General features: G+C 36.4%; 24 protein-coding genes. 10 read left to right on the forward strand and 14 right to left on the reverse strand.

Annotation, left to right across the window (positions count from 1 at the left end):
* Positions 1–32 precede the first annotated feature (32 nt).
* Positions 33–1,475 (reverse strand): SIR2 family protein, encoded by a 1,443-nt coding sequence (locus AC0L6O_RS04945; protein ID WP_473306761.1) that lies wholly within the window; start codon positions 1,473–1,475, stop codon positions 33–35.
* A gap of 656 nt (positions 1,476–2,131) precedes the next feature.
* On the opposite strand from AC0L6O_RS04945, the gene AC0L6O_RS04950 reads away from it, so the two are divergent.
* From AC0L6O_RS04950 to AC0L6O_RS04980, 7 genes are all read left to right on the forward strand, one after another.
* Positions 2,132–2,332 carry a hypothetical protein gene (locus tag AC0L6O_RS04950; RefSeq protein WP_473306763.1) on the forward strand — a complete coding sequence of 67 codons (201 nt, stop codon included), beginning with the start codon at positions 2,132–2,134 and terminating at the stop codon, positions 2,330–2,332.
* Between the two features lie 361 nt (positions 2,333–2,693).
* Positions 2,694–3,191, forward strand: coding sequence for a hypothetical protein (locus tag AC0L6O_RS04955; protein ID WP_473306765.1), 498 nt, complete (start codon positions 2,694–2,696; stop codon positions 3,189–3,191).
* 4 nt (positions 3,192–3,195) lie between these two features.
* A complete protein-coding gene (locus tag AC0L6O_RS04960; RefSeq protein WP_473306767.1) occupies positions 3,196–3,459 on the forward strand; it encodes a helix-turn-helix domain-containing protein in 264 nt (87 codons plus the stop codon).
* Positions 3,460–3,465: 6 nt separating this feature from the next.
* Positions 3,466–3,672, forward strand: coding sequence for a hypothetical protein (locus tag AC0L6O_RS04965; RefSeq protein WP_473306768.1), 207 nt, complete (start codon positions 3,466–3,468; stop codon positions 3,670–3,672).
* A gap of 9 nt (positions 3,673–3,681) precedes the next feature.
* Positions 3,682–4,158, forward strand: a complete 477-nt coding sequence (locus AC0L6O_RS04970) for a hypothetical protein (RefSeq protein ID WP_473306769.1) — start codon at positions 3,682–3,684, stop codon at positions 4,156–4,158.
* Positions 4,159–4,302: 144 nt separating this feature from the next.
* Entirely contained in the window at positions 4,303–6,585 is a 2,283-nt protein-coding gene (locus AC0L6O_RS04975) for an N-6 DNA methylase (protein ID WP_473306770.1), read from the forward strand.
* Positions 6,566–7,297, forward strand: a complete 732-nt coding sequence (locus AC0L6O_RS04980) for a hypothetical protein (RefSeq protein WP_473306771.1) — start codon at positions 6,566–6,568, stop codon at positions 7,295–7,297. Before AC0L6O_RS04975 ends, AC0L6O_RS04980 begins: the two co-directional genes overlap by 20 nt.
* 148 nt (positions 7,298–7,445) lie before the next feature.
* On the opposite strand, the gene AC0L6O_RS04985 is transcribed toward AC0L6O_RS04980, so the two are convergent.
* The 4 genes from AC0L6O_RS04985 to AC0L6O_RS05000 all read right to left on the reverse strand — a co-directional run bounded on the left by AC0L6O_RS04985 (position 7,446) and on the right by AC0L6O_RS05000 (position 12,740).
* Entirely contained in the window at positions 7,446–7,859 is a 414-nt protein-coding gene (locus AC0L6O_RS04985) for a hypothetical protein (RefSeq protein WP_473306773.1), read from the reverse strand.
* Entirely contained in the window at positions 7,789–10,548 is a 2,760-nt protein-coding gene (mobF, locus tag AC0L6O_RS04990; RefSeq protein WP_473306774.1) for a MobF family relaxase, read from the reverse strand. Before mobF ends, AC0L6O_RS04985 begins: the two co-directional genes overlap by 71 nt.
* Positions 10,549–10,736: 188 nt before the next feature.
* A complete protein-coding gene (locus AC0L6O_RS04995; protein WP_473306775.1) occupies positions 10,737–12,281 on the reverse strand; it encodes a type IV secretory system conjugative DNA transfer family protein in 1,545 nt (514 codons plus the stop codon).
* Between the two features lie 12 nt (positions 12,282–12,293).
* Positions 12,294–12,740, reverse strand: a complete 447-nt coding sequence (locus tag AC0L6O_RS05000; RefSeq protein ID WP_473306777.1) for a hypothetical protein — start codon at positions 12,738–12,740, stop codon at positions 12,294–12,296.
* Between the two features lie 70 nt (positions 12,741–12,810).
* Between AC0L6O_RS05000 and AC0L6O_RS05005 the strand changes: the two genes are divergently transcribed.
* The gene (locus tag AC0L6O_RS05005; protein WP_473306778.1) at positions 12,811–13,494 is read left to right on the forward strand and encodes a hypothetical protein; all 684 of its coding nucleotides are present in this window, start codon (positions 12,811–12,813) and stop codon (positions 13,492–13,494) included.
* Positions 13,495–13,497: 3 nt separating this feature from the next.
* Here the strand turns inward: AC0L6O_RS05005 and AC0L6O_RS05010 are convergent, their stop codons facing one another.
* The 4 genes from AC0L6O_RS05010 to AC0L6O_RS05025 all read right to left on the reverse strand — a co-directional run bounded on the left by AC0L6O_RS05010 (position 13,498) and on the right by AC0L6O_RS05025 (position 16,473).
* Entirely contained in the window at positions 13,498–14,277 is a 780-nt protein-coding gene (locus AC0L6O_RS05010; protein WP_473306779.1) for a hypothetical protein, read from the reverse strand.
* Between the two features lie 302 nt (positions 14,278–14,579).
* Entirely contained in the window at positions 14,580–15,323 is a 744-nt protein-coding gene (locus AC0L6O_RS05015; protein WP_473306781.1) for a hypothetical protein, read from the reverse strand.
* A 25-nt stretch (positions 15,324–15,348) separates the two neighbouring features.
* Complete coding sequence (locus AC0L6O_RS05020; protein ID WP_473306782.1) at positions 15,349–15,834, reverse strand: hypothetical protein; 486 nt, start codon at positions 15,832–15,834, stop codon at positions 15,349–15,351.
* Between the two features lie 12 nt (positions 15,835–15,846).
* The gene (locus AC0L6O_RS05025; RefSeq protein ID WP_473306783.1) at positions 15,847–16,473 is read right to left on the reverse strand and encodes a hypothetical protein; all 627 of its coding nucleotides are present in this window, start codon (positions 16,471–16,473) and stop codon (positions 15,847–15,849) included.
* A gap of 144 nt (positions 16,474–16,617) precedes the next feature.
* Here AC0L6O_RS05025 and AC0L6O_RS05030 point away from each other — a divergent pair, with 144 nt between their 5' ends.
* The gene (locus AC0L6O_RS05030; protein ID WP_473306785.1) at positions 16,618–18,012 is read left to right on the forward strand and encodes a hypothetical protein; all 1,395 of its coding nucleotides are present in this window, start codon (positions 16,618–16,620) and stop codon (positions 18,010–18,012) included.
* A 40-nt stretch (positions 18,013–18,052) separates the two neighbouring features.
* Complete coding sequence (locus tag AC0L6O_RS05035) at positions 18,053–18,460, forward strand: hypothetical protein (RefSeq protein WP_473306786.1); 408 nt, start codon at positions 18,053–18,055, stop codon at positions 18,458–18,460.
* 11 nt (positions 18,461–18,471) lie between these two features.
* On the opposite strand, the gene AC0L6O_RS05040 is transcribed toward AC0L6O_RS05035, so the two are convergent.
* From AC0L6O_RS05040 to AC0L6O_RS05060, 5 genes are all read right to left on the reverse strand, one after another.
* Positions 18,472–19,089 (reverse strand): hypothetical protein, encoded by a 618-nt coding sequence (locus tag AC0L6O_RS05040; RefSeq protein ID WP_473306787.1) that lies wholly within the window; start codon positions 19,087–19,089, stop codon positions 18,472–18,474.
* Positions 19,090–19,295: 206 nt separating this feature from the next.
* A complete protein-coding gene (locus tag AC0L6O_RS05045; protein WP_473306788.1) occupies positions 19,296–19,997 on the reverse strand; it encodes an N-6 DNA methylase in 702 nt (233 codons plus the stop codon).
* Between the two features lie 85 nt (positions 19,998–20,082).
* Positions 20,083–21,054 carry an ArdC family protein gene (locus AC0L6O_RS05050; RefSeq protein ID WP_473306789.1) on the reverse strand — a complete coding sequence of 324 codons (972 nt, stop codon included), beginning with the start codon at positions 21,052–21,054 and terminating at the stop codon, positions 20,083–20,085.
* On the reverse strand, positions 21,020–21,346 hold the full coding sequence (locus AC0L6O_RS05055) for a hypothetical protein (RefSeq protein WP_473306791.1): 327 nt from the start codon (positions 21,344–21,346) through the stop codon (positions 21,020–21,022). The genes AC0L6O_RS05050 and AC0L6O_RS05055 overlap by 35 nt, the downstream gene beginning before the upstream one ends.
* A 48-nt stretch (positions 21,347–21,394) precedes the next feature.
* Complete coding sequence (locus AC0L6O_RS05060) at positions 21,395–21,604, reverse strand: hypothetical protein (protein ID WP_473306793.1); 210 nt, start codon at positions 21,602–21,604, stop codon at positions 21,395–21,397.
* Between the last annotated feature and the right edge of the window lie 444 nt (positions 21,605–22,048).

Consider the following 22,048-nt stretch of genomic DNA (forward strand, 5'->3'; position numbering starts at 1 on the left):
AAATGCTTTTAGATAAACAATTTACTTAGTATCTATCCTCTCTTGTTTATTTGATTTATGATAGATACAACTAAAGTAATAGATTTTTTGAGTGTGGTTTTTGGGTCATTTAATAGAATGAAATCATTTTTCACTTCACTATTATCGCGAAATAAAACGGGAAATTTTTTCTCAACATCTTCCCATAGCTCTGTTGCAATACTTCCTGTGATACCTATTGGTAAAGGAATTACCCCTTGCGATAAAGCAATGTCGAATTCTTTTTTTACACCACCGGCTGAAACTACCTCCTTTTTATCTTCACTCAACTTATTACCAAAAACAAAAATTGCTATCCCAGCAAATGAGATCATCCTTTCTCTATAATCATTCCACAATTCAGGGAGGTCTTTGTTCCCTGTCTTCTTTTGTGGAAATGGTCTCATTATAAGTTGATCCTCACTATATTTATTAGGAGAACTGTAGATTGCTTCTAAAGCTCCATTGATCACAGCACTTCCAATGCCAAGACCGAAACCATTTACAACCGAATACTTTTTTTTAATTAACTCCTTGCTTAGGTTATGGATAAACTCCAAAGACTCTTTTTCTTTGTGTGGTGTATAATGAACAGCACTTCCTGATATAAATATGGTATTTTGTTTATATCGTTTTTCTATTTCTGCTAATATTTCAGTTAATTCGGAGAATTCATCAATTGTTATCGATTGTATTTGGAATCTTCGTAAGTCAGCAATCATTAAGACCTGTCTGCGTGTAGCATACTCATAATCAGCATCGCTATTGTAATTACTTCTAGAAACCTTTCTTATTATGCAATAATGAGGACGTGTGTTTCCGTCCAAAGATAGTTTTACCCTACTTAAAATGTAATCTAGATTTGGATCAGAAAAACTAAAACCTAAAAACAAGAAAGTTTGAGAAATCAAATCTGAGCTTAAGGCTGTTATAAAACCCTCGTTTTTCTTATAATACTGTTCGTAGTCATCTTTTGTAAGTGTTGCTTGCTCGGGGTGCCTAGCATCTCCATGCATCTTATAGACTACAGCTTCACGTTTATATTTTGCATTTGATAATTGAGAAGGGGTGTGCTTTACGTCTACCCGTTTATTTGCTGCTACAAGAGCATCTTCTAGAAGAGAGTCGTAATTTGTAGTCCAAAAAGTTCGTATAGGCAAACTAGCAAGTATCTTATGATTATTTGTTAATTCAGCCTCTTCGGTGAATTCATCAATTATCTTTTGGTTTAACCTACCCCTGCCTCCCGTTTGATTTACATGGAACTGTGCCAGTGATATAAGGTCTGTTTCCTTGTCAACTTCTAACTCTACCTCTTTTGCAATGTCACGAAGTAAACCTTTCCAGTCTACAAATCCGGCACCTACAGAAAGCCCAGCTCCTGCAAAAATTGCTGCGTTTCCATTAATAAGATGTTTTAAATAGTCGCTAATAAAATTTTCTTGTTGTGGGGTCATATGTTTTTTATGCTTTATTTTAATTTTTAATTAACTCTAGATTAATGGCTAATTGAGTACTCTTTTCTAATTAAATGTGAATATAGCGGGATTAATTATTTTCTTTAGAAGCTTAATAAGGTATATTTTTTTATTCTCATAGGCTCGTTTATTGAACTTGGTAATGAATTTCGGGGTCTAACCGCTCAGGCTACTGCGGTAGCTCACTTATTGTATACTGAAAAACCAACATAATCTCGCTAATAAGGTGTCCGTCGAATAGTTTAATCGTTCTGGAATTACATTAATAACAAAATTGTTAACTGAATATACCAAGTAGAAGGATTAAATTTGTTTGAGGATTTTGTAACCCTTAGTGAGGAATATTATTTACAATATGTCTCCGGAAAATTTAATAGTTAATTGGAACAATAGTTTAATGTTGAAAAGTGTTGCTAAATGATTCTATTCTCCTTTCTGTGAAATTTGGCAACAAATTTGAAGTTAAAATTTTATGACACGGGTGATTTATTTCCCGATTTCTTACTTTGTATTGCCTATATCTTATTTTAGATGGTAAATGTGTTATTTCGTCAAATTGCTTTTTATTTTCTGTTATGATAACTTATATTCGTCGCATCATTAAAAAAACACTTAACCCTTTCAAGGATTTTTATATGTATCTAACAACGCTTTTTAGGAAAAAAGAGGACGATGGGGTTAGGGGTACCTCAGACGGGGAATTGTATGTAGAAGACGCTGTCTTTTACAATAGAAAGGAAGTGAAGGAAGCTATTAATAGTATTAAGCAAATGAAGGTTTATCAGCAAATTTTAAACCAAAACAAATCGGAGCAGTCGCTGGATTTTACTAAGTAAATTGGAAATGAATTTGACTTTCAAATAATAGTTGTTACCATATAACTTACTTATATTTCCCTTATGCGGAGGATATTATCTTCTACTGAACTGCCTTATATTTAAGTTTAATCATCAGCGATTAAGCTCACAAAGAATTCTTATTAATTCAATAATAGTCGGAATATTTCTTCTTGGGGCATCTTTTGTTATTAGGCATTTTGCCCAGATTTATTTTTTCTCAACCGTCAGCTTTTTAGATACTGAATTATCACATTTTCCGATACGTCACATAAGTTATTTATGGACTTCTATAATATCGTTTATATTAGCCATACTAATAACATCTGTACTAAATGGCTATACTAAGTTAACTAGTTTTTTGAAGGGAGATGATGGCTATGAGGTGTCTATAATTCGATCCGTTGAAAAACATGGAGACGAATTAGAGAAGTTGTTTAGTAGTTCTGTGAAAGAAGGCAAACCTATATATATGACATTAAGAAATGATAAGATATTTGTAGGTTTTGGAAGTATTGTTCCTGTTCCAAAGGAATCTACATATTTAAAGTTTAAACCACTTATAAGTGGATACAGAGATGATAAAAAGAGGATTTGTCTAAACGTCTTCTACATGAAAGCAATCGAAAAATATGACATTGAAAGCCCTGCAAGGCAGAATGGAGATTCAGATAAACGAAATTTTGGAGGAGCCTTAGTTAAATTGGTGGATAGAGTTTTTAATCATTCCAGATTGACTAAAGAAAATAGGCAATTTGAAATTGATATTTCTGTTAAAAAGGAGGACATACTCACTGCTGGCTTTTTCCATAGAGAGGTGTTTGAGTCTTTGGAAATCCGTGTAGGAAATAATACTTAATTGGATGGAAGTAATTTGTCTGGAGGAAATGGCTTTCTACCGCCTTGTCGAGCTAACAGTTGAACGACTACGGCCGGAAGGAGAAGAAAAAAAAGATCGATGGATCAGTGATGTAGAAGCAATGCGTTTATTAAGAATAAAATCAAAAAGCACTTTGCAACGACTGAGGGATCAAGGGGATATAAGATTTTCTCAACCAATGCATAAATTGATTCTTTACGATTGTGAATCAATAAATGAGTACCTTGAATTACATGCATCAAAATAAAACATTATGTCGGACGAAAAGGAAATAAAATACTTTAATCTTGGATATGAATTAGCTCAGAGAGACCAGAAACTAGCTAAGAGCCTGTTTAGTAATATAAACGGTAAGAAGGTTTCATCTTTTCAATATTTTGGGGCTGGAGTGAAGCAGTTTGAAAAAGATTCGAGAATTGGAAGGAGTTCTGAAAAAAACAAAACAATTGAACCTAATTAATCATTTAGAATGGGAAGTGTACCAGAAATACCACATTTGCCTGCCGGTGATTCGTATCATTCAGTTAGTTCTTTAGCAAATTCGGCCATAACATACAGAAAGAGCTTTCAAATTTTGGCAGACGGCAAGACAGATTTAAAAACTTTCCTTGTAGATAATCTCGAAACTCTTGAATTAGCAGATAAAGTTATAACAGCTTGGGAGTCAGAATTGGATTTAGGCCAAGAGTCGTTTGATATAGAAAAGGCAATATGTAACAAAGGGTTCTCTTTAGACTGTGGCAAAGACGAGAGATCTTCATACCTAATGGGTAACCTATCTTTAACTTTGTACTGGGATGGAACCATCGTTAATGAAGAAGGAAACAATATATCAATGACTACTAGAACACTTGAAAGTCAAAATATTATATTTTTTGGGAGGAGGCCGGAAACACAAAAAGAGCTGGACTTATTATTTGATTTCCTTCCAATAAGCCCTATTTGAAATTTTCACGATTAATGTGATAATGTTAATTACGAAAAGTTACTAGAAAACAATTCTAATACAGACATCAACAAGCTTTATAAAATCATTCACGAAATATTTAACAATGCACTTTTTGACCAGCCAACGATAGATGATAAGTATTTGACGAGTGAGGTACGTAAACTGATAGCACGCTCTTTTAATCACAATGTAAATACAGGTCAGTTAAGGTTGTTCGATTTTAGGTTTGATGTTTTACCTGTTGAGTTTATAAGTTACATTTACGAAGTCTTTTTATCCGATAAGCAAAAGGATAACGGTATATTTTATACTCCTAAAAAATTAGCACAATTAATTGTAGATGATGTAATAAAAGAAGATAAAATAGGTTCGATTTTAGACCCTTCGAGTGGTTCGGGGATGTTCTTGATTACAGGATATCAAAGGCTTTTAGAAATAGCTCAAAAGCAGAATTTAGAGCCGAAAGATAGTATTGAAAAGATAAAGTATCGAACACAACTTTTGTCTGAAAATATATTTGGAATAGAAAAAGAATTAACAGCTCAGCGATTTACATTGTTCTCTCTTTCATTACAGATTTTTATTGGGATTAACCCTTCAGAAATCAAAGATTTTATAGCAAAGAAACTAAAAGAGAGCAAAAAAATTAATCTTTTTTCAGAGTATTCGTTTTTTCAGAATATAAAACACGCTAATACGCTTAAAGCCTCGGACAAACCTTTTGAAGACAAGGTATTTTCGTATATAGTTGGGAACCCGCCATTTTTTAAAATACCTAATACAGAAGAATTTCAGAATGAAATATCTTTTCTAAATTCTTATCAGGTTGCTATTTCTGATGATACTAAAAAAGTTGCAAAGAACATCGTAGGCAAATCTCAAATATCTCAATGCTTTTTTTTAAAAATCAAAGACTGGAGCAATGAGAATACAAGATTTGGATTTGTTTCAAACAGCTCTAATTTTTACAATGATTATTCGGAGGTTTTTCAAGAGTATTTTTATTCCCACTATGGAATTGAAAAAATTTATGAGCTGTCAAGGGTAAAGAAGATATTGTTTGAAAAGGCGAAAGAGAGCGTTGTAGCTATTATTTTTACAAATAATCTTGAAGATAGTATTATTGATTATTATCCTGTGGATTTGGGGCTGTTTTCAGAAAAACCCTTTGAATCACTTATAATTCAGGAAGACAAAGCAATTGAAATTGTTCAAATCGAACTTAAAACCAAACAAATAAGACTAAGAAATTTTTTGGTAGGAAATCAATTTGATTTAGATTTTGTAAATAAAACTCATTTTCAAAATGATATTTTAGATAATCGTATTATCACTCTTGAAGGTTCTAAAAGCAAAATAAATAATGGACTTCAAATCGTAGGTAAAGAACAAATATTATCAGAGTTCAACATTTCGGAAAGTGAATACAAAAAACTAACTAAAGAACAAAGAACAACCTATTCCAATAAATTCAAACAAAAATATACAAACACATCATATGTTAAACAATTTCCTACTCCGTTATTAGAACCTGGGGATCTATATAGATTTGGGTATAATAACAGCCCCAGAATGTACTTGGGAGATATTTCTAATTTTCAGAGAACAAGAAATAGTAATATTTATGCCCTTCCAAAAATCCTTATCAATAGGACAGGAAAAGAATTAAAAGCTACTGTTAGTTTAAATAAAATATTCTACAATTTTGATGTATATTCCATTTTTCCAAAAGAAAATGAAAACATCTATCTATATACTGCATTAATCAATTCACATCTTATTAATTATGTGATTGACCTGTCTTTTAGAAAAAGGGTTGACGGATCTTATACGAAGATAGGATATGATGCAATATTGAATATTCCTGTACCGAGAGAACTAAATGAAGATATTGTAAAACAAATATCAGATATAAGTAAAGGTTTGTCGGAAGGACAGTGTGAATATATTAAAAAAGAACAGAAATTGAATGAGTTGATTTATGATTTATTCGAGCTGTCATATTGGGAAAAGCAGAGAGTTAATGATTATTTTCTTCCAAAATCAAGAATTGGAAGAAAGAGAAAAGCTTTAGACGGATATAAGAATACTTTAAAGGAAATAGTAGGATTTTATTTTGAAAGCTCAATAACCATTGAAGAAACCCCTACAGATTTCAATTTAATCGTTGTAAAAATATCTTTTAATAATAACTCCAATAGTCCAATTGCTACTAAAGCAAAGAAATATTTGCTTAATGAAATTTTTGAGCAAAACCCTAATGCAAACTTTTTAGCAAGTCAGGAAAAGATTTTCGGGAAGGACTGTGTGTTCATCATTAAAGAAGATACAAATAAAAACTGGACAGAAACAAAAGCCTTTGAAGATGGGCAGGATATTTTAAAACGCTTAATACCTAATGTAGATGGAGAGGGAATACATTAGAATTAAAAGACCGTCACTTCCATTTCCAAAAAACACTAATCGTTTAAAAACTTTAGATGATGAGTTTTGGAAAAAGTGGGTGTTTTATTATTTGCTTGACTTCTATAAGAATTATGATAGTGTTGAATTAAAGTCTAAAATTGAAGAAGAAAAGAAAAAGCAATATCCAAGAACTGAACGGGAAATAGCAAAATTTGTTCGCCTCAAATTGAAAGCGAACAGAGAATTTGGTTTAAATTTTTCTGTGAAGGGAGAAGAAACTAATGATGAGGATGTAGAAGGTAATTATGACATTACCATTCATAATACATATTGGAAAAATCAAGACTTCTATTTTGAATGCAAAAATTTAGATGGTAGTAAAGATTTGGTAGATAAGTATGTTTGCTACAATACCTATAAAAAAGACGCTAACAATGAAAACATCTTCGATGGTGGGGTTTTACGCTATTTCAATGGAAAGTATGCTCAAAATCTAACCTTTGGCGGAATGATTGGTTTTATTATAGATGGCGATAGTAATAACATAAAAACTGCAATTCTGAAAAAGTTAAGTGATAAATTTCTGATTTCTCCCGAGGGCGATTTAATTCGTACGAAAGATAATTCAATAGAAGAAAATCAATTTACTTTTGACAGCCTACACTTACGCCTGAATACAGAATTTACAATACACCATTTGCTTTTTGATTTATTCCCCAAAAGTAACTAACACCGATAGTTATCTTCCAATACCTTGAGAATCTCTATAAAAGCCTTGTATTCAACTAAAAGGACTATCCCTGAAAGCTTTAAAATAGAAGACCCTATACATTACTTTTTCTTTCAGTCAGCAAGCATTTTTTAAGAAATCGCGTAAATTATTCAAATGCTCTTCCTTCTATGGTAATGGAGGAGACAAAGACCTCATTTTCTTGTTCGGTATCCATACCAGTTTTGCTTTCGGAAATACTTATAACCACCTCTCTACAAAACCAATCCATGAGTTTTCTTAGATTTCTTCCTTTGATGGTAATTTTAAAATTACCAGAGACAACATTCAAACAACCATCTGCTTCTAGCTCAAACAAAGGGAGCAGGGCGTAGGGAATTGCAAGCTGTCTCCCGTTTTTTAGATGAAGGGAAAAACGCTTTAGAGCATCGCCATCGGTCAAACATTTTACAAAAGTAGTTTCATAAAGTTTTTTCTTCGTTTCGTTTTCGCTAGCGGGTTGGATTGTGTTCTCGTTCCGCCACTTTTGGCGTAAATCCTCTATTCGTTTGCTTTGATTCATGGGTATATGATTTTTGCTCCCTGATTTTTTGATTTATGGCTTCATGTTCTTTGCTACACATTCGTTGTTCCGCCGCCTCACTGGCTACATCAAGAGCGTCCATCCTGTCGCTTTGTTTTAAGATAGATTTTTTGAGTTCTTGTTTATCATCAGTAAAAACCTGAACCTGTTTCACCCCACGACTAATACTGACGTAAAATGTACGCTCATTAATCGCAGGAGCTGATTGGACGGTTTGGGAAAGCAATAGAACAGAAGCGTCCTTGCCCTGAGAGGCATTGGCCGTGCGGTAATACCCATGAGCAAAACTACCAAAGTCTTTACCTATCGTTTTGCCCGATTCCAGTTGAATATTTCCGCTTGGGTCAAAACCCTCCACCTTATGAATTTGGCCATTATGGACAGGTTTACTATCAATGGATTTGCCATTGCCCGTTATTCTTATGTGATCACCTTTGGCAATGGGTAATTCCCTTTTTTCAAATACTTGAAAGTTCTGATGGGTTTTCAGATCTAGGGTGGCCTCCTCTTCCCCGCGTTTGATACGGACATTGCCCTTTTCATCGTGTCCATTGACTTTATACTGGTAGCCATGCCTGTAATGCTCCGTTCTTTTATGAAACTGCACAATCATTCCGTTTTTGTATCCTTCCGCCTCCTGTTTCTCACTTTCCGTCCAATTCAAAGACCTTTGGGTTTCAAATTTTCGCTCCTCTCCCCTAATCAAATTGGCCTCCTTCATTGTACTTCTGACCTGGTTAGAAAGCTGTTCGCCTTCCTTATGCGTTGGAGCAACCAACATGACGGAGGTTTTATTTTTTAGGTTTTTTACAAATTCCTTGGCAATGGCTTTTTCCCTGTCCTGCTTATCTTCAATCTGCTTAACAGCACCCTGTTTTTCTAGGGTATTATAAGCTTTTAACTGCTCGCCATTTGCCATATATTGTATTGCGGACTTTAATTGGGGATTGTCCCTCTGCCGAACGATTTCCTTTACTCTAGCAATCGGAAGCTGAGCTTTCTGCTCAATTGCTCTCATGGAATCTCCGGCTTGAACAGCCTGTATTTGTTTGAAATCTCCGGCAAGGATGACACGTAAATTGGATTTATCAGAAGCCCTGAAGAGGGCGTTCATGTCTCGTGTTCCAACCATGGCGGCCTCATCTACCAACAAGACTTGATTTCTGAAGTCTTCCTGCATTTTGTCGCTTTGCAGGAATTCTGCAATCGTCGTAGCATTCTCAAAACCTTTGTCTCGTAATTGCCCTCTAGAAGCATCTGCTGAAGGAGCAAGGGCGAGCATTTTTTTACCTGCGAGTTCAACACCTATTTTCACCTCTTTCATCAAGGTGGTTTTTCCAACACCGGCATCACCACCCACCAAAATAACTTTGTCTTTGCTATTTAAAACATGGTGGACGGCATTCACTTGATCCTGATTCAAAATGGGATTAGTGGCTTGAAAGTTAGCATTAAGAGGCTTCTGCGAATTTCTTCCTTCAGTTGCAAAGTTTAAGTTTTCTTCCTCCAGCCGAATCATTTCTTTGGTGGTGATTATTCTGGTATTTCCTCTCTTAGCACCAACGATGTCAGTTCGCTCTTTCAGGGCATTTTTGACGTCTTCAGTAGAAAAATCACCTATTCCTTTACTTATTGCCCTAGCTAATACCAGTTTTTCAGGAATGGCTGATTTTCTTTCCAGAAAATGCTCCAAGGCCAGATTAAGTTCTTTTTCAACGGTTCTCGATTCCTTTTCTTCTTGGCTATGCATGCCTTTAGCGTTCAAGATGGCTGTATGCTCTTCAGGAGTAAGTCTATCTAACCAGAGTTTATCTAAATCAATTGTGGCTAGACCTTCCTCTTTTTTCTTTCTACTCCATGCTCCTACCTTACTTTTGATTGTTGGATTGGTGATTTTTCGCTCTTTGGCAAGAGCCTCAATCACCTTTGTTCTATTCGAAAACTTATCCAAGGTTTGCTTTTCAATGCCAGCGATTTCAAAAAAACGGCCTCGGCTTTGTATCTTATAGCCTGCCTTTTGGAGCAGCTCTGCAAATTTTGATTGATATAAAGCTTCGTAATACAAACCCTCTCTTTTTATGATAGAGACTTCTATAGCCCTGTAGCTATTGCTTTCTTGATAGAAGGTTAGATTTTGAACAACGGCATGTGTGTGAAGGTGGCAATCTGGGACAGCTATCACTTCCCCTTTATCTTCTGTGGCTACAGGACGCGTAGTAAAATGTGTAAAAGCTCCATAAAGGCAATTACCTGTAGCTGCATAATGCTTATCGCTTCCCTGACCTACCTGCGTTTGCATGTTTTTTTCGACCTCATTCATAGCAAACCGAACAGAATACTCATGAGCTTTTAGAATGTCCTCGTCCTTGGTAATGGCGTGAATTAGAGAAGCCGACTTACAGCAATTGAATGTAAAATCATAGCCAATGCGAGCATTGGCCTTGTCACGGGGTTTGAGCTTTTCTCCGGTTATGGGATGACGGTTTTTGGCAATATTTTTGAACTGTTCTCGATGAACTTCACCCAGTATGCCTAGTTTTTTTGCAAGCTTACCATGCCAATAACCAGCTGTTTTCTCTCCTGAAGCATAGTAATCACCATGAGCTAATCCATCATCGTAGTAGGTTACTGCTTTTTCAGCGTTCTTTAAGGAGTTTATTCGTAACATAAGACAGTGTTGAAATGATAAGGCCTTCAAAAAAGAAGGTTTTCCTGGTGAATAAGTAAAGAGAAATTAGGATACAGACGACTCGTCTAAGAATTTAGACACTCAGATTTGATGCCTTTAGATTAGCGGCTTCAAATCTTCGTTACAAAGGGTAATTTTCTTTTTTCCACAACCCTCGATTGCATACTTTACTGGCTAAATGTGGCCCGAATGAAATTACCGCCTCGCCAGTCTCTCCACTTACCAGCCTTTACCACAAAGGCATCAACTTTCATATCATGAGCCTTGCTCCCACGTCTTAGCTTAGTGAACTCAATCGGGCGAACCTGAGGAACATATTCTTCTGAAGTGTTCTCTGTTTTTGAACCGCTGGTAACACTTTTGGATTTTTTTTCCTGTGGTGTTTCCATGATCTTCTCACTGCTATGCTTGTTTGTGTCTGAACAGGAATTTGAGGCAAAAATAGAGGTAGTAAAACAACTCATCAGGTTCTTAGCTTTATACTCCACATTGGAATTGCCAAGTGACATTTTGATTGCATTTACCCCTTGGGTTAATGCAAGGGTCGCTACACGGGCCGACCTTGCTGTATTCTGAAATGATGGGTCGAATTCTGGGAACATCGAGGCATGGTACTCATCGACTATCAGGGCGACGGGCCTATCCGTTGAGGAGGAGGGCGGGCACTTTCTACGGAGCATTTCCTTTGCCCAGGTGATGCGATAATATCCCGCCGCCAGTTTTCCGGCCAAACCTAAATTCTGACTTGAAAAATCTACACAGATTATTTTCCCTTCAATGGTTTTTTCAGGACGAATTTCGTCTGAAATACCTCCCGTAAAGCAACGTTTTAAAATTCTGCCGTTGAGTTGCTCCATTTGGCCCAGCAAAGTTTCAATGACACTGGATCTAGTCTTATCGGCAATCCTGTTCCATTGCCGTAAGAAGTACTCAGATGCCGTTTTAAACTCTCCATGTTCTTCCTCCATCTCATAGGTATTGTCATCAGCGTGCATGATACATTTAATCAGGAAATTACGTTCCATCAATTCAGCCATTTCATCGAGTGCTATTCTCTTCTCCTTTTCAGGGATTGTAATATCGTGCAGTACAGCATCCAAATCTTTGTATTGATTGATGATGCCCTCGCTTTCATTTGCAAGCATCACTAGTTCCTTAAGGTTTTCAATATTTATGTCCTCGCCTGACAGAAAAAGTAAAGTACAGCCAGCATTTGTCAAACGCTGTTTACTGTTTTTCCAAAACCCTGCGTCTTCAATGCCTGAACCAGACGGGTTCACCAGTGAATCCAGCAGTTCAATGGTCTCTACAATAGAGTTGACTTGCCCACCACCCCGAGAATTTCGCTCCATTTCATAGAGCAGGGGGTCAAACTTAAAACCTGAATTCTCATTAAAAATGACAAGGTCACTTTCCCGTCCTGCTTTTCTAACAAGGCTTTCAAACCAGTCTCTATCCTTTGGTTTTACAGCAATGTAAACCATTCCATATTGGGCTTTTAAATAGGCCATGATAAATGCCCGTGCTATGGCTGATGTTTTACCAGAACCAGGTTCACCAAGGGTTAAAACCCCTTCACAGCTATCACCAATGGTAAAAGGAAATTCACCAGAAATACCTTGATGGTCTGTTCCTGAAATTTTTGTAACAACCTGATCTAATGACCAGCTCTGTGTCTGGGTGTTTCGTAAAACCTCAAATATTTTTTTCATAATTTTCTATGTTTATTCTTTTACCGGACTGGAAATTGTTTTATCGGGAGCAAGGCTTTCAGAAGCATTTCTGGAAAATTGTTCTTTACTCGTCACATAATTATCTCTAAAGGACAGTAACTCTTTGCCCTGATTTTGAGAAAGATTGTGTTCGGCCGTCGAAAGCGTTTGCTCAAGTTCTTTCATATCAACCTTTGGAGCTGATACATCAGCGTTGGCTCGTTGGGCATTCTGCTTTTGCCCTGCTTGCGTTTCTCTAAGGTCTTCACGCTCGGTGGTTTGCCTTTTGTTCAATGCACTATAGGCCTTTTCTCCAATTCCATTATCAGCTGTTTTGGCTTTCAGCTTTGAAGTGAAAACCTCAACATCTCTGAGCGTTTTGAATTGGCCTAATTCTTCTTTTTTAATTCGCTCCTGAAAGTTTTTCTTAACCTCAGAATTGTCTTTTTGATTTGGCATAATTGTTTGACTTTAATTGAATTTTATGATACACTGATAATTCGTTTTCACATGTAAAAAGGAGCAAGGCATGTACGATGCAGAGAAAGTCGTTGGAGCTATTACCGGCATTCATCTGATGGAACTATGCGTCCGTAAATACCCGCTGACTTTTCAGAGCGGTTACCACTATTTGATTGACTGGCTTCAAACCCATGCACCTGAAAAACTCGTTGTTTTTCTCGGCCGTATTACTCATGACTTTTTGGACGACTGGTCCTTAGAGCGTGAGCACCTCTGGAATGCCTGTATGTGGGTCTGCGAGCTTCACTACAGAGCCTATGCCAAAGGGCATCAACCTGATCATGCACGTATTGATGCTGCCATCCGTAAATCCATTGGACTCAAATTTGTTCCGCAGATTGTCAAATTCGATGAAACCACACTGGACTTACCACCGGAGGATTTTGAATTTGAATCCTACCTACGCAAGGAAGCCATTGAACTTCATGGCTTACCTACTTTTATTGCAGCCGTGGAAATCTTCATCTCTGTTTTTCACAAAGGGGCTCCACGTCATTTAAAAGTCGCTGAATCGCTTATATTTCAGAAGTTTATCGCCGATCAGGTTTTGCAGCCAGAGGAAATTCTACCGTTTGCCCTTAGTCTTGCCGCTCTGACCCAAAACCTTTCTATTTGGCCTAGAAACTACGTTAAAGCCATTGATCTGGAAGGAGATATCCGCAAAGAACTTGGACTATCGACGCCACAATAGCTTTTAGCGGCTCTTTCTGTCGCTAGAAAAGATGGCAAGATCTCTTGTAAAAATCATGAACCCACTGGCTATCAGCAAACACCCTATAACTTCCCAATCCTGTCCCCACAAGCTGTACTTACTATATTTATAAATACCATAACCAAGGCCTCCTAGAATTATGGGTTGTAAGATCCGGTGATAAATCCCTATTAAATCAGTCGCTCGACCGTAATGTTGGATAGATTCTATCACTCCAAAAGGAAAGGCATAAAAACCATGAGGTTTAGAGGTTATAAAATGACTGATTAATGACATTAGGATGCTCTCCCCTCTGGAGTAAAGAGCAGGTTTCTTGTTTACCGGAAGTGCTTGTTCCAAAGCCTTGTTGCTTATTGCAAGACCGCTTACCATTAAATTGAACATGCCAAGGATTGGATTTGCCTCTACCATATAGATTGGGTTTATAAAACTCATACTCGCTACCCCTAAATAGTATACGTAATAATCGAGCGTCTCTTCAGTAACTCCGACCAAAAGGTCAATATCCCAGATGGAAATTAGAGCCAATAGTATATAGTTAATTATTATAGTTATGAACCCATGAGATGTTCTTCCAATCTTCCACCGAACCCAAACTATCCCATTTAACTCAATGCTCCTCAACAAGGTATTACAAAGCCATATACTAAAACCTATAGGCCACCCAAACCTTTGGGCTTGATAAAGGAGTAAGTTCTTATGTTTAGCAGCATCGAGTTCAGACTCAGAGATATACTGTTTTTGTCTTCTATAATTTGCCATCGACGTAAATTATTAAATTGATTATCAGGGTGTCGGGCCTATTTCTTAGCAGTACCCGACACGCCATTTCCGCTTGCAATACTAAAACCGCATTTTAGCGGACTTCATATGAAGTAATAGATCAGGTAAACAATGATTCCCAAACTGAGGGTTCTTGGGATGAATTTCGAGGAGTTGTCTTCAAATAGCCAGTTCACTAGTGAACGAAATACCCAAAGACAGAAGTAGAAGCCTCCAAGAATTAATGCAAGACTGATTAGAAGTGATAAAATTCTTTCCATTGCGTAGGTGTTTAGTGTCATTTAAAGCATTGCTGTAACCCGTACCCCATTTTTAACAGATGGGGTTAATAAAAACTTCCAGAATTCAAAGGATTTGGCAGAAATGGGGTCAAATATTTTAGACTCATTAAGGAAAATAACTTCTGCTTCTAAAACTCTCTCTAATGGCTCGAAGCGAACTTTACTGGCGAGCGTTTCAAAATTTACACTTTCTTTGGCCATTTCTTTTGAAAAAGCAACTTTGGTATCGTCCTCCTGGCCATCAGTAATTACAATAATTACGGCCTTATCCGCTTCAGCTACTCTATTAAGGCTTTCATTAAGTGCACTGGCAAGAAAAGTGTATTTTTCGTTTTTCTCTTTTTCAAGCATTTGAGTCAAATATGCCTCTAGTTCTTGTAGCTTTTCATCTCGCTTTTCAGGGTAAACGACCTCTCTCATCAGTGAGGGAACAATTGCCGGCAAACAAAACTCCTTATATGGTTTGATATCGGTCTGTCCAATTTCTGCAACCCTTATTACGAAATAGATTCGTGCCATTGTGTTCTGACTCTCGATAGCAGAAATTCTACTATCTATATAAGGCATGAGGTTCTTTGCTGTAGCCAGCGAACTATTGTTATCCGCACTTTCACTATGGTCTACTAGCACTTCTGCAACCTCTATCCTTTCTTGTAATTTAAAGAGGCTAGAGGACTCAGGCTGACAGGAGCTCGCCGAAACGAGCTGTATGGTTAATGTAAAGAGTATATATTTTAGTTTCATAAGTAATTTGTTTAATGAATAGTTTTTAATCTAAAGGATAATTGCCGCGATTTTCTACGCCATTTTTAATACGTGTTACCCCAGTTTGGTAAATCTCATTCCTGAATTGTTCGATCTTAGCGAGTAAACTCTGTCCAATATCAAGGCTATATTCTAAGTTCTCTTTGTTATCCGAAAGATTGTTGCCTTCTTCAACAACATCACTTAGAGCTTTTTCATGTAAAATGAGCTTTGACTTGTCTAATCTTGGACCATACTTCTGAAGCTCGAATTCAAGATTTGTTTTCTTTCTCCGAATGTTTCTTTCCCTTTTCTTCCAGAAAAGCAAATTCCCATTCATATGGAATCTTTTGCCAAGTTGAATAAGTGCAATTGTTAAGGCTATTCCTATAACAGTAGGCAGCAGAACGTCTGTTTTTTCTTTAGCATATAACCTAATAAGAGTATTGGTTGCCAGAATTGCAATCAGAGCGAAGAGTATCCTGTTTTTACGATTATTTATTCCTTTCATAATTTTGAATGTTTATATTTTCTCGGTATAAGCCTCAATTAATGCCGCGTATAACAATCCAATTCCAAATGCCGCCGCATAAGAAAAAAACCAATGGCTTACTATCCCGCTATGGGCTATTCCCTGTCCAAGTAAGAAAGTTTCTACTAAGACTCCCATAAGAATAGCCATAGTATAAAGGAAAGCGGAGTCCAAAAATGTCTTCTTGCGGAATTGTGGGTTAATGAATTTTTCGGCTTCCAAATTATCGACCGCCTCTTCGTAATCTGGGCGAGTTAGTCTTAATTCTCTTTCACTGTCTTCGTATTGGCAATCCAATTTTTCACGCATACCTTGAAAATCGGGTAAGTATTTGGTGCCAACTAGCTCATTTGCTCTTTCATCGGGAGAACGATTCAATTTTTCATCTATCCGTTTAATTTCTAATTTACAGATGGATAGTTTGGCCTGTATTTCAATTTCCTCCTTGAAATATGCTTGCTCTTTAAAGTGTTCAAGTTTTTTCACCAATTCTGATTCAGTAGCCTTACCTCTGATTGCCAGCGAACCCAGATGGGCTAGGTAGTTTTGAACGGGAGGCAATTCAATTGGAGGAGGCACCTGAAAAACCATTAGTTTGTTTGGATGTAAATTTTTCATTTGTATTCATTAGAAAGGTTTATTAATAAGGTCTTTACTTTAAAGACGATACAAACATTCCTAAAAAAACAAATATTATTCAAAATAAACTTATATTTGTACTAAATACTTATTTTGGTTTATTTTAAATAACTACAGTTTATTATGGCAACTAAGTTTAATGATGAAGAATTGTCCTACACTAGAGAGGAAATGGAGCAGCTATTTGCCGATCTTAATAAATTGATTGAAAGGCTTAGTCAATCAGATTTTACATATCAAGAATTCAGAAATTGGGTCAAAGCAAAGTATGTAACAAAGGATAGGTTTGGCATAAACAAGTCAGATTGGTTTAATTTTCAAACCCATATAGAAACATCAAAAGGTCGAAACTGGGATTATCTATCCAAAACTAAAAACGCAACGCTGACTGAGGATAAAAGGAAGGAGCTAGTAAAAGATACTAATAAACTTACTCAAGCTGCCGAAAGGTCGGTGGAGGCCTTAGAAACGTTTCTTCTAGAAGAAAACAAGCAAACTGTTCTAAATCAAAGACTAACTCATCGTATTCCAAAAGCTTTTTTTGAAGTATACTTCTTCTATATTAATAAGGAAAAGAAGGGAATTGGAAGGGCGGCAATCTCTATTGATAACAATGAAGTTAGATTACAAAACATTAGAGAAGTAGATTCTAGAAATTACTCTGGTAAACTTAACCCATCTTGGAATCCAAAAATATTCTCAATTAATCTGGTTGATAACGAAACGCACAAGCAAATAAACATTCAACTATTTTCTTCTGACTTTTTACGAGATGAAATAGTTCTTGGACAATATCTAGGCGGAGAGTTATTTCATATAGAATCTGGATCTTTAGTTTTAAGAAGAGTGTTTGTTGATTCACTTGAAAAAATCTCAGTGGGATATTTTTATCATAATCACAACCGTGATGAGTACTTCAAGATACCATCTGAAATAATCCAGTACCTACAACAGAAATGGCTAAATTATCATAAAACACCAAACACTGTATTCAATTTAGAAACACTACAACAACAAACCGAGGACTATAAAGAAAGCTGGGGTGTACGATCACTCGTTCCACATAAGGTTCAGGTTTTTTTTGCAATCCCTAATACAGCTATTTCTGACGAAAAATTTGAAAGCACCAAACCTCAAATTGACTCCATAATTAAATCGTTAAAAGATAAATATAATGACCGAGCAGAGTTTAATAGAATTATTAGCAGAGAAAAAAGCTTCAAAAACAAACATATTATCCCTCCAAGCCTCTCTGGCTTAACTCGATGCAATTTATTTGTCTGGTTCTATATGGGCTCCGATTTGGCTTCATTTAGCACTATCCAAACTGGAAAAAGCTTATCCTATTGCCAGCAAGCAATAATTATATGTGACCCATATCAGCTTTCGAAGGGGATATTAAGATTAAGGAATCTTCAAAACACCACTTTTATTCCAGTAGAAAATTTATCAGAAAAAATGTCCGAAGCAATAGAGGTTCAAATAGGAGAAAGTATTGACTTCCTTCTTGAAAACTGATAACAACAGCTTTCTGAATAAATAGATATGGAGAGTTTTAATGTCGAATCCAAAAATTATGTTGCCAATTAATGATGGAGACTCTAAGTCAGAAATTGAAAAGATAATTAATCTTAGCAAGTGTAACCTTTTGTTTTACACTAACATTAAGGAGTCTTTTGACCTAGAATATATCTCGGGAGAGTATATTGGATTTGATTCTATTGAGAACTATAACGACATGAAAAACTGGCTTAAGCAATACGACTGGAACATCAAGTCCGTATTAAAAGCTTGGCATAATGACACAAATCTATCTAATATCATACACCCCAAAGCAAGAGCTGTGATTTGCCAAGATAAAATTCAACGAGAATTCAACGGAAAAAGCCAAAACTTAGATAATATAAAGATTAAGAAAGTTAACTCCTACACTCCTAAAGACTTTAACATTCTTACTTTGGACTAAACCTTATCGCTTTATTTTACATAATTAACATTATCATCATTAAAATAATGACTAAAAAAATACGAGTTAATAATATGTTTGTCCTCTAAGTATTTAATGTACAGTGTTCTATCAATTAATGCCTGAACTACTTCATCTCTCTTACTATCATCAGAAATTAATTGGGTTAAAATATTGCTTAATTGCTTTTTTAATGCCGTCAAAGTTGCAACTAACTCTTTATCAATTCCTTTATACTTCGCTTTATCAATAAACGAATGATAATTTAACCAAAATACTCCACTATCAAACTGCCAGTGCCTGATTTTTTCAATCGTATCTAAATCTTTTTCAGTAGGTGAAAAGACCTCTAAAACACTATCGATATTTGAAACTTTAGGAGAATATTTTGCATACAACATTCTTATTTCATCAGCATCATTAGGATAATAGAAAATTATATCAGCATCATTCTTATTCCAAACATATTTTCTAAAATGTTCGAGTTCTGTGGGTTCTAAAGAAGAAGTAATAAGGTAAAAAGAGGTATTAGTGTTATTCGGACTTTTATAAAAAAAAACCGAATTTTTAAGTTTTTGAGATAAAGTAGCTTCTTTCTCAATATCAATAACTTTTGGCTTCAAATCCATATTGAAGTCAAAACCTAAGTTAGAAAAAAAAGTCTACATAATCCATTGATTATCTTATTGTTATGGTTTAAAAAAACACGAAACAGACCGAGGGTAAAATTACAGAAAACTTTTCATACAGTTGCTATCTCGTATTGTTTAAATAGCGTTTAAAGAGCATTTAAACGTTGATTTTAATCTTCGATGTATTTTTCTGAAAACCTATTTTAAAACAGTCCTAATTGTTTCCCCTGATCTGGTTTTTGGAACGGTGCAGTCCATATTTTGGATTCTTCCTTCTCTATGGGCTTAATGCCAAGAGTGGGCCAATTGACTCTCCAACCCCTTGTCCACTCCATGGAAAGAGTGTTCATACAAGCAACTTCCCCCCGAAGACCATTGAACATAAAATTTAGACTTGTCATTTTGGCACAAGTAAGACTCACATCATTGGCATAGAAAGCGTTATCAGGAGCAACCTTTGCAAATGCCAACAAAAGCCTTCCTGAACCACAGGCAGGGTCATAGGCTCTTTGGCCCTTCACGGATTTATCGATCCCAAAACTTCTTGCCATCAAATCACATATAGGTTCTGGCGTAAAAAATTGACCGTTGTGGCCTTGGGTAATGTGCTGTGTAAAGAACTGGCCTAACATGTCACTATATTGCCGGTGGTTTATCCCTTCCTGAAAATTAGCCAATAATTTAGCAAACTGATTTAGTTCTTCTTTGGAGTAAGGCTTAATGACCTTCATATACTCTGCTTCATTCTCTTCATCTATCTCACTTAGTCTACTTGAAATATTTGTTTGATGATGGCTACACATGCCCATGGTCAGAAAATCATCAAAGACCCTTGAAAGGTCAAAGCGTCGACCAAGTTGCAGTAAACCGTCCTCAAATGCTTTATGTTTTTCTTGATAGGTCATTTAGCACTATCTCCTAATTGTTAAATGGTTGTAATGGATTAAATAGATGGAATCAAATTGCTTTGCTTAACTGAAGAAAAAAGAATTACTCCTTTTGGAATTCAAGAAGGAAATCGGCCGCCTTCTGAGCTTGTTGTGCGGCTTGTAAAACAGCCCGATTGTTTTGCTTCAGAACGCCAAGCCAAGACTTTACGTAGGATGCATTCTTTGAAATACGCTTCGTTTCGCCAAATGAGGCCATAACAAAGGCACTGGAAATATCGGCGACAAGTTCTTCCATGGCATAGTCATTATCTCCAAATGATTTACCAAAAGTTCTATTCAAGCGTTTTTCAGCCGCTGTCCAGTGAGCGAGCTCATGAAAAGCAGTGGCATAGAAATCAGAAACCTCCTGAAACTGCTCACGCAATGGCAAAGTGATATAATCCTCTATTGGTTTATAATAGGCCCTATTACTTTCTTTGATACGTATATCAGCTTGGGTTGCATTCATGAGCTGTTCTGCTCTGGAATGACGTTCAAAGTGCTCATTCAGGTCAGGTGTTTTCTCCGGTGCTTCCCGAAGGTGTTCAAGACCTTCTGTCTGCGTTAGATTAAAGACGGAGTAGAGCTTCATGATAGGAATGGATTGAATACCTTTGGCTTCAATGATTGCCCTGCTCATTTTCTTGATGGTTTCAGGTTTATAATATTTCTTGTTGTTATCAATGAAGGCTGACTTGTAATAAATAACCGGTAAAGCCTTTTCACCTTTACGGACGCTTCCACCGGCGGCTTTTGCCTGATTGAAAGTCAACCATTGATTGGCTGGGATACCCTGAAGTGTAGACACAATAGAGAGAAGTAATTGATTAACACCCCGGTATTTCTTACCCGAAATTGCATTTCTGGCAGGTTTATTATCGCTATCAAGCCGAACCCAAGGGATACTGAATTCTTCGGTCTGATGTTTCTCTAGTAAATCAATAATGGTGTTTGTTACATAGTCATAAATTTCATTGGTAGACATTTTATTTTCCTTTCTAAAACAGGTTGAGTTGTTTGGATTCCTTTTCATGACGTTTCCATTCGCTGGATTGGGCATCATGATCGAGCCATTTGTGAACGTATTCTAAGGGAGTTCCTTCTTGATATACCCTTGCGGCAAATACAAAATGAGAGATATATCCCGTTTCGGTGATGGGTAGTTTGATTTTATCCGCTTGGCGAACCTCCAGATGAGAGAAATTTTCACCGTAGTTTTTGGATACGGCATTTGACCAGATTTCACAGAAACGTACTTCTATAGGAATGTTCCTCCATGTGGATTTATGAATTTGATATGTCTTAGGCATTGATTTCTCTTTCATTTGTTATCTTCCTCAGGCATGAAGCCAGAGAAAGACAACAGCTTTATATTAAGATTTCTTTGAGGTTTCAAACGCTACCAATTCAATCTTGCCATTTAGCGGAATGGGCTGGGCATCGAGGACAAGGTTTAATCCGTTTCCTTTACTATGTTTCCATGCCCTTCCGATTTGCGAGCCAATTTGGGTTTCATTGCCTACAAGTACTTTTACAAAAATGTTGTAATCTGGGGTTTTCTTGGTTTCTGTGTTATCGCTCATGATGGTCTTCCTTTCGTTTGGTTTGAATGACTAAAGCTGGTTAAACCAAAGGGATGTGCATCAGGCTTGTGTTTGCTTCCCCGAAAACAAATAATTTGTGTGAGCGAGTGAATGGCTCTATTGCCAGAGAGAAATTATTTGTTTGAAGCCGTAAGGGGGCTTCGCCAGGGATAGCAATCTTAAGCCGCACATCCTATAACCAGCTCAACCTTTAGTTATTCAAATTGAAAGCAAAGGTTCAAGAGCTCTGAATGGAGATATCCACAAAGCAAGCCCTCAGATTACGCCCTAATAAATATTCTTTGTCGAACGGAACAAGTCACGCAAAGTGGAAAAACATTTAATAACAAGGGATTGAGCCTAGACCTTAAGTCTGCATTTTAAATACAGCAAGTTTAAGGTAGCTTTGGGGGATGAAAATCTTAACTTTATAGTTCATGTAGA

The sequence above is a fragment of the Arcticibacterium sp. GJ41-1 genome, assembly GCF_055808875.1.

Excerpts from the sequence above, each read along its gene's own strand:
- AC0L6O_RS04945 (WP_473306761.1), bottom strand. The coding sequence starts at position 1,475 with ATGACCCCACAACAAGAAAATTTTATTAGCGACTATTTAAAACATCTT.
- AC0L6O_RS04950 (WP_473306763.1), top strand. The coding sequence starts at position 2,132 with ATGTATCTAACAACGCTTTTTAGGAAAAAAGAGGACGATGGGGTTAGG.
- AC0L6O_RS04960 (WP_473306767.1), top strand. The coding sequence starts at position 3,196 with ATGGAAGTAATTTGTCTGGAGGAAATGGCTTTCTACCGCCTTGTCGAG.
- AC0L6O_RS04965 (WP_473306768.1), top strand. The coding sequence starts at position 3,466 with ATGTCGGACGAAAAGGAAATAAAATACTTTAATCTTGGATATGAATTA.
- AC0L6O_RS04970 (WP_473306769.1), top strand. The coding sequence starts at position 3,682 with ATGGGAAGTGTACCAGAAATACCACATTTGCCTGCCGGTGATTCGTAT.
- AC0L6O_RS04980 (WP_473306771.1), top strand. The coding sequence starts at position 6,566 with ATGGAGAGGGAATACATTAGAATTAAAAGACCGTCACTTCCATTTCCA.
- AC0L6O_RS04985 (WP_473306773.1), bottom strand. The coding sequence starts at position 7,859 with ATGAATCAAAGCAAACGAATAGAGGATTTACGCCAAAAGTGGCGGAAC.
- mobF (WP_473306774.1), bottom strand. The coding sequence starts at position 10,548 with ATGTTACGAATAAACTCCTTAAAGAACGCTGAAAAAGCAGTAACCTAC.
- AC0L6O_RS04995 (WP_473306775.1), bottom strand. The coding sequence starts at position 12,281 with ATGAAAAAAATATTTGAGGTTTTACGAAACACCCAGACACAGAGCTGG.
- AC0L6O_RS05000 (WP_473306777.1), bottom strand. The coding sequence starts at position 12,740 with ATGCCAAATCAAAAAGACAATTCTGAGGTTAAGAAAAACTTTCAGGAG.
- AC0L6O_RS05005 (WP_473306778.1), top strand. The coding sequence starts at position 12,811 with ATGTACGATGCAGAGAAAGTCGTTGGAGCTATTACCGGCATTCATCTG.
- AC0L6O_RS05010 (WP_473306779.1), bottom strand. The coding sequence starts at position 14,277 with ATGGCAAATTATAGAAGACAAAAACAGTATATCTCTGAGTCTGAACTC.
- AC0L6O_RS05015 (WP_473306781.1), bottom strand. The coding sequence starts at position 15,323 with ATGAAACTAAAATATATACTCTTTACATTAACCATACAGCTCGTTTCG.
- AC0L6O_RS05020 (WP_473306782.1), bottom strand. The coding sequence starts at position 15,834 with ATGAAAGGAATAAATAATCGTAAAAACAGGATACTCTTCGCTCTGATT.
- AC0L6O_RS05025 (WP_473306783.1), bottom strand. The coding sequence starts at position 16,473 with ATGAAAAATTTACATCCAAACAAACTAATGGTTTTTCAGGTGCCTCCT.
- AC0L6O_RS05030 (WP_473306785.1), top strand. The coding sequence starts at position 16,618 with ATGGCAACTAAGTTTAATGATGAAGAATTGTCCTACACTAGAGAGGAA.
- AC0L6O_RS05035 (WP_473306786.1), top strand. The coding sequence starts at position 18,053 with ATGTCGAATCCAAAAATTATGTTGCCAATTAATGATGGAGACTCTAAG.
- AC0L6O_RS05040 (WP_473306787.1), bottom strand. The coding sequence starts at position 19,089 with ATGGATTTGAAGCCAAAAGTTATTGATATTGAGAAAGAAGCTACTTTA.
- AC0L6O_RS05045 (WP_473306788.1), bottom strand. The coding sequence starts at position 19,997 with ATGACCTATCAAGAAAAACATAAAGCATTTGAGGACGGTTTACTGCAA.
- AC0L6O_RS05050 (WP_473306789.1), bottom strand. The coding sequence starts at position 21,054 with ATGAAAAGGAATCCAAACAACTCAACCTGTTTTAGAAAGGAAAATAAA.
- AC0L6O_RS05055 (WP_473306791.1), bottom strand. The coding sequence starts at position 21,346 with ATGAAAGAGAAATCAATGCCTAAGACATATCAAATTCATAAATCCACA.
- AC0L6O_RS05060 (WP_473306793.1), bottom strand. The coding sequence starts at position 21,604 with ATGAGCGATAACACAGAAACCAAGAAAACCCCAGATTACAACATTTTT.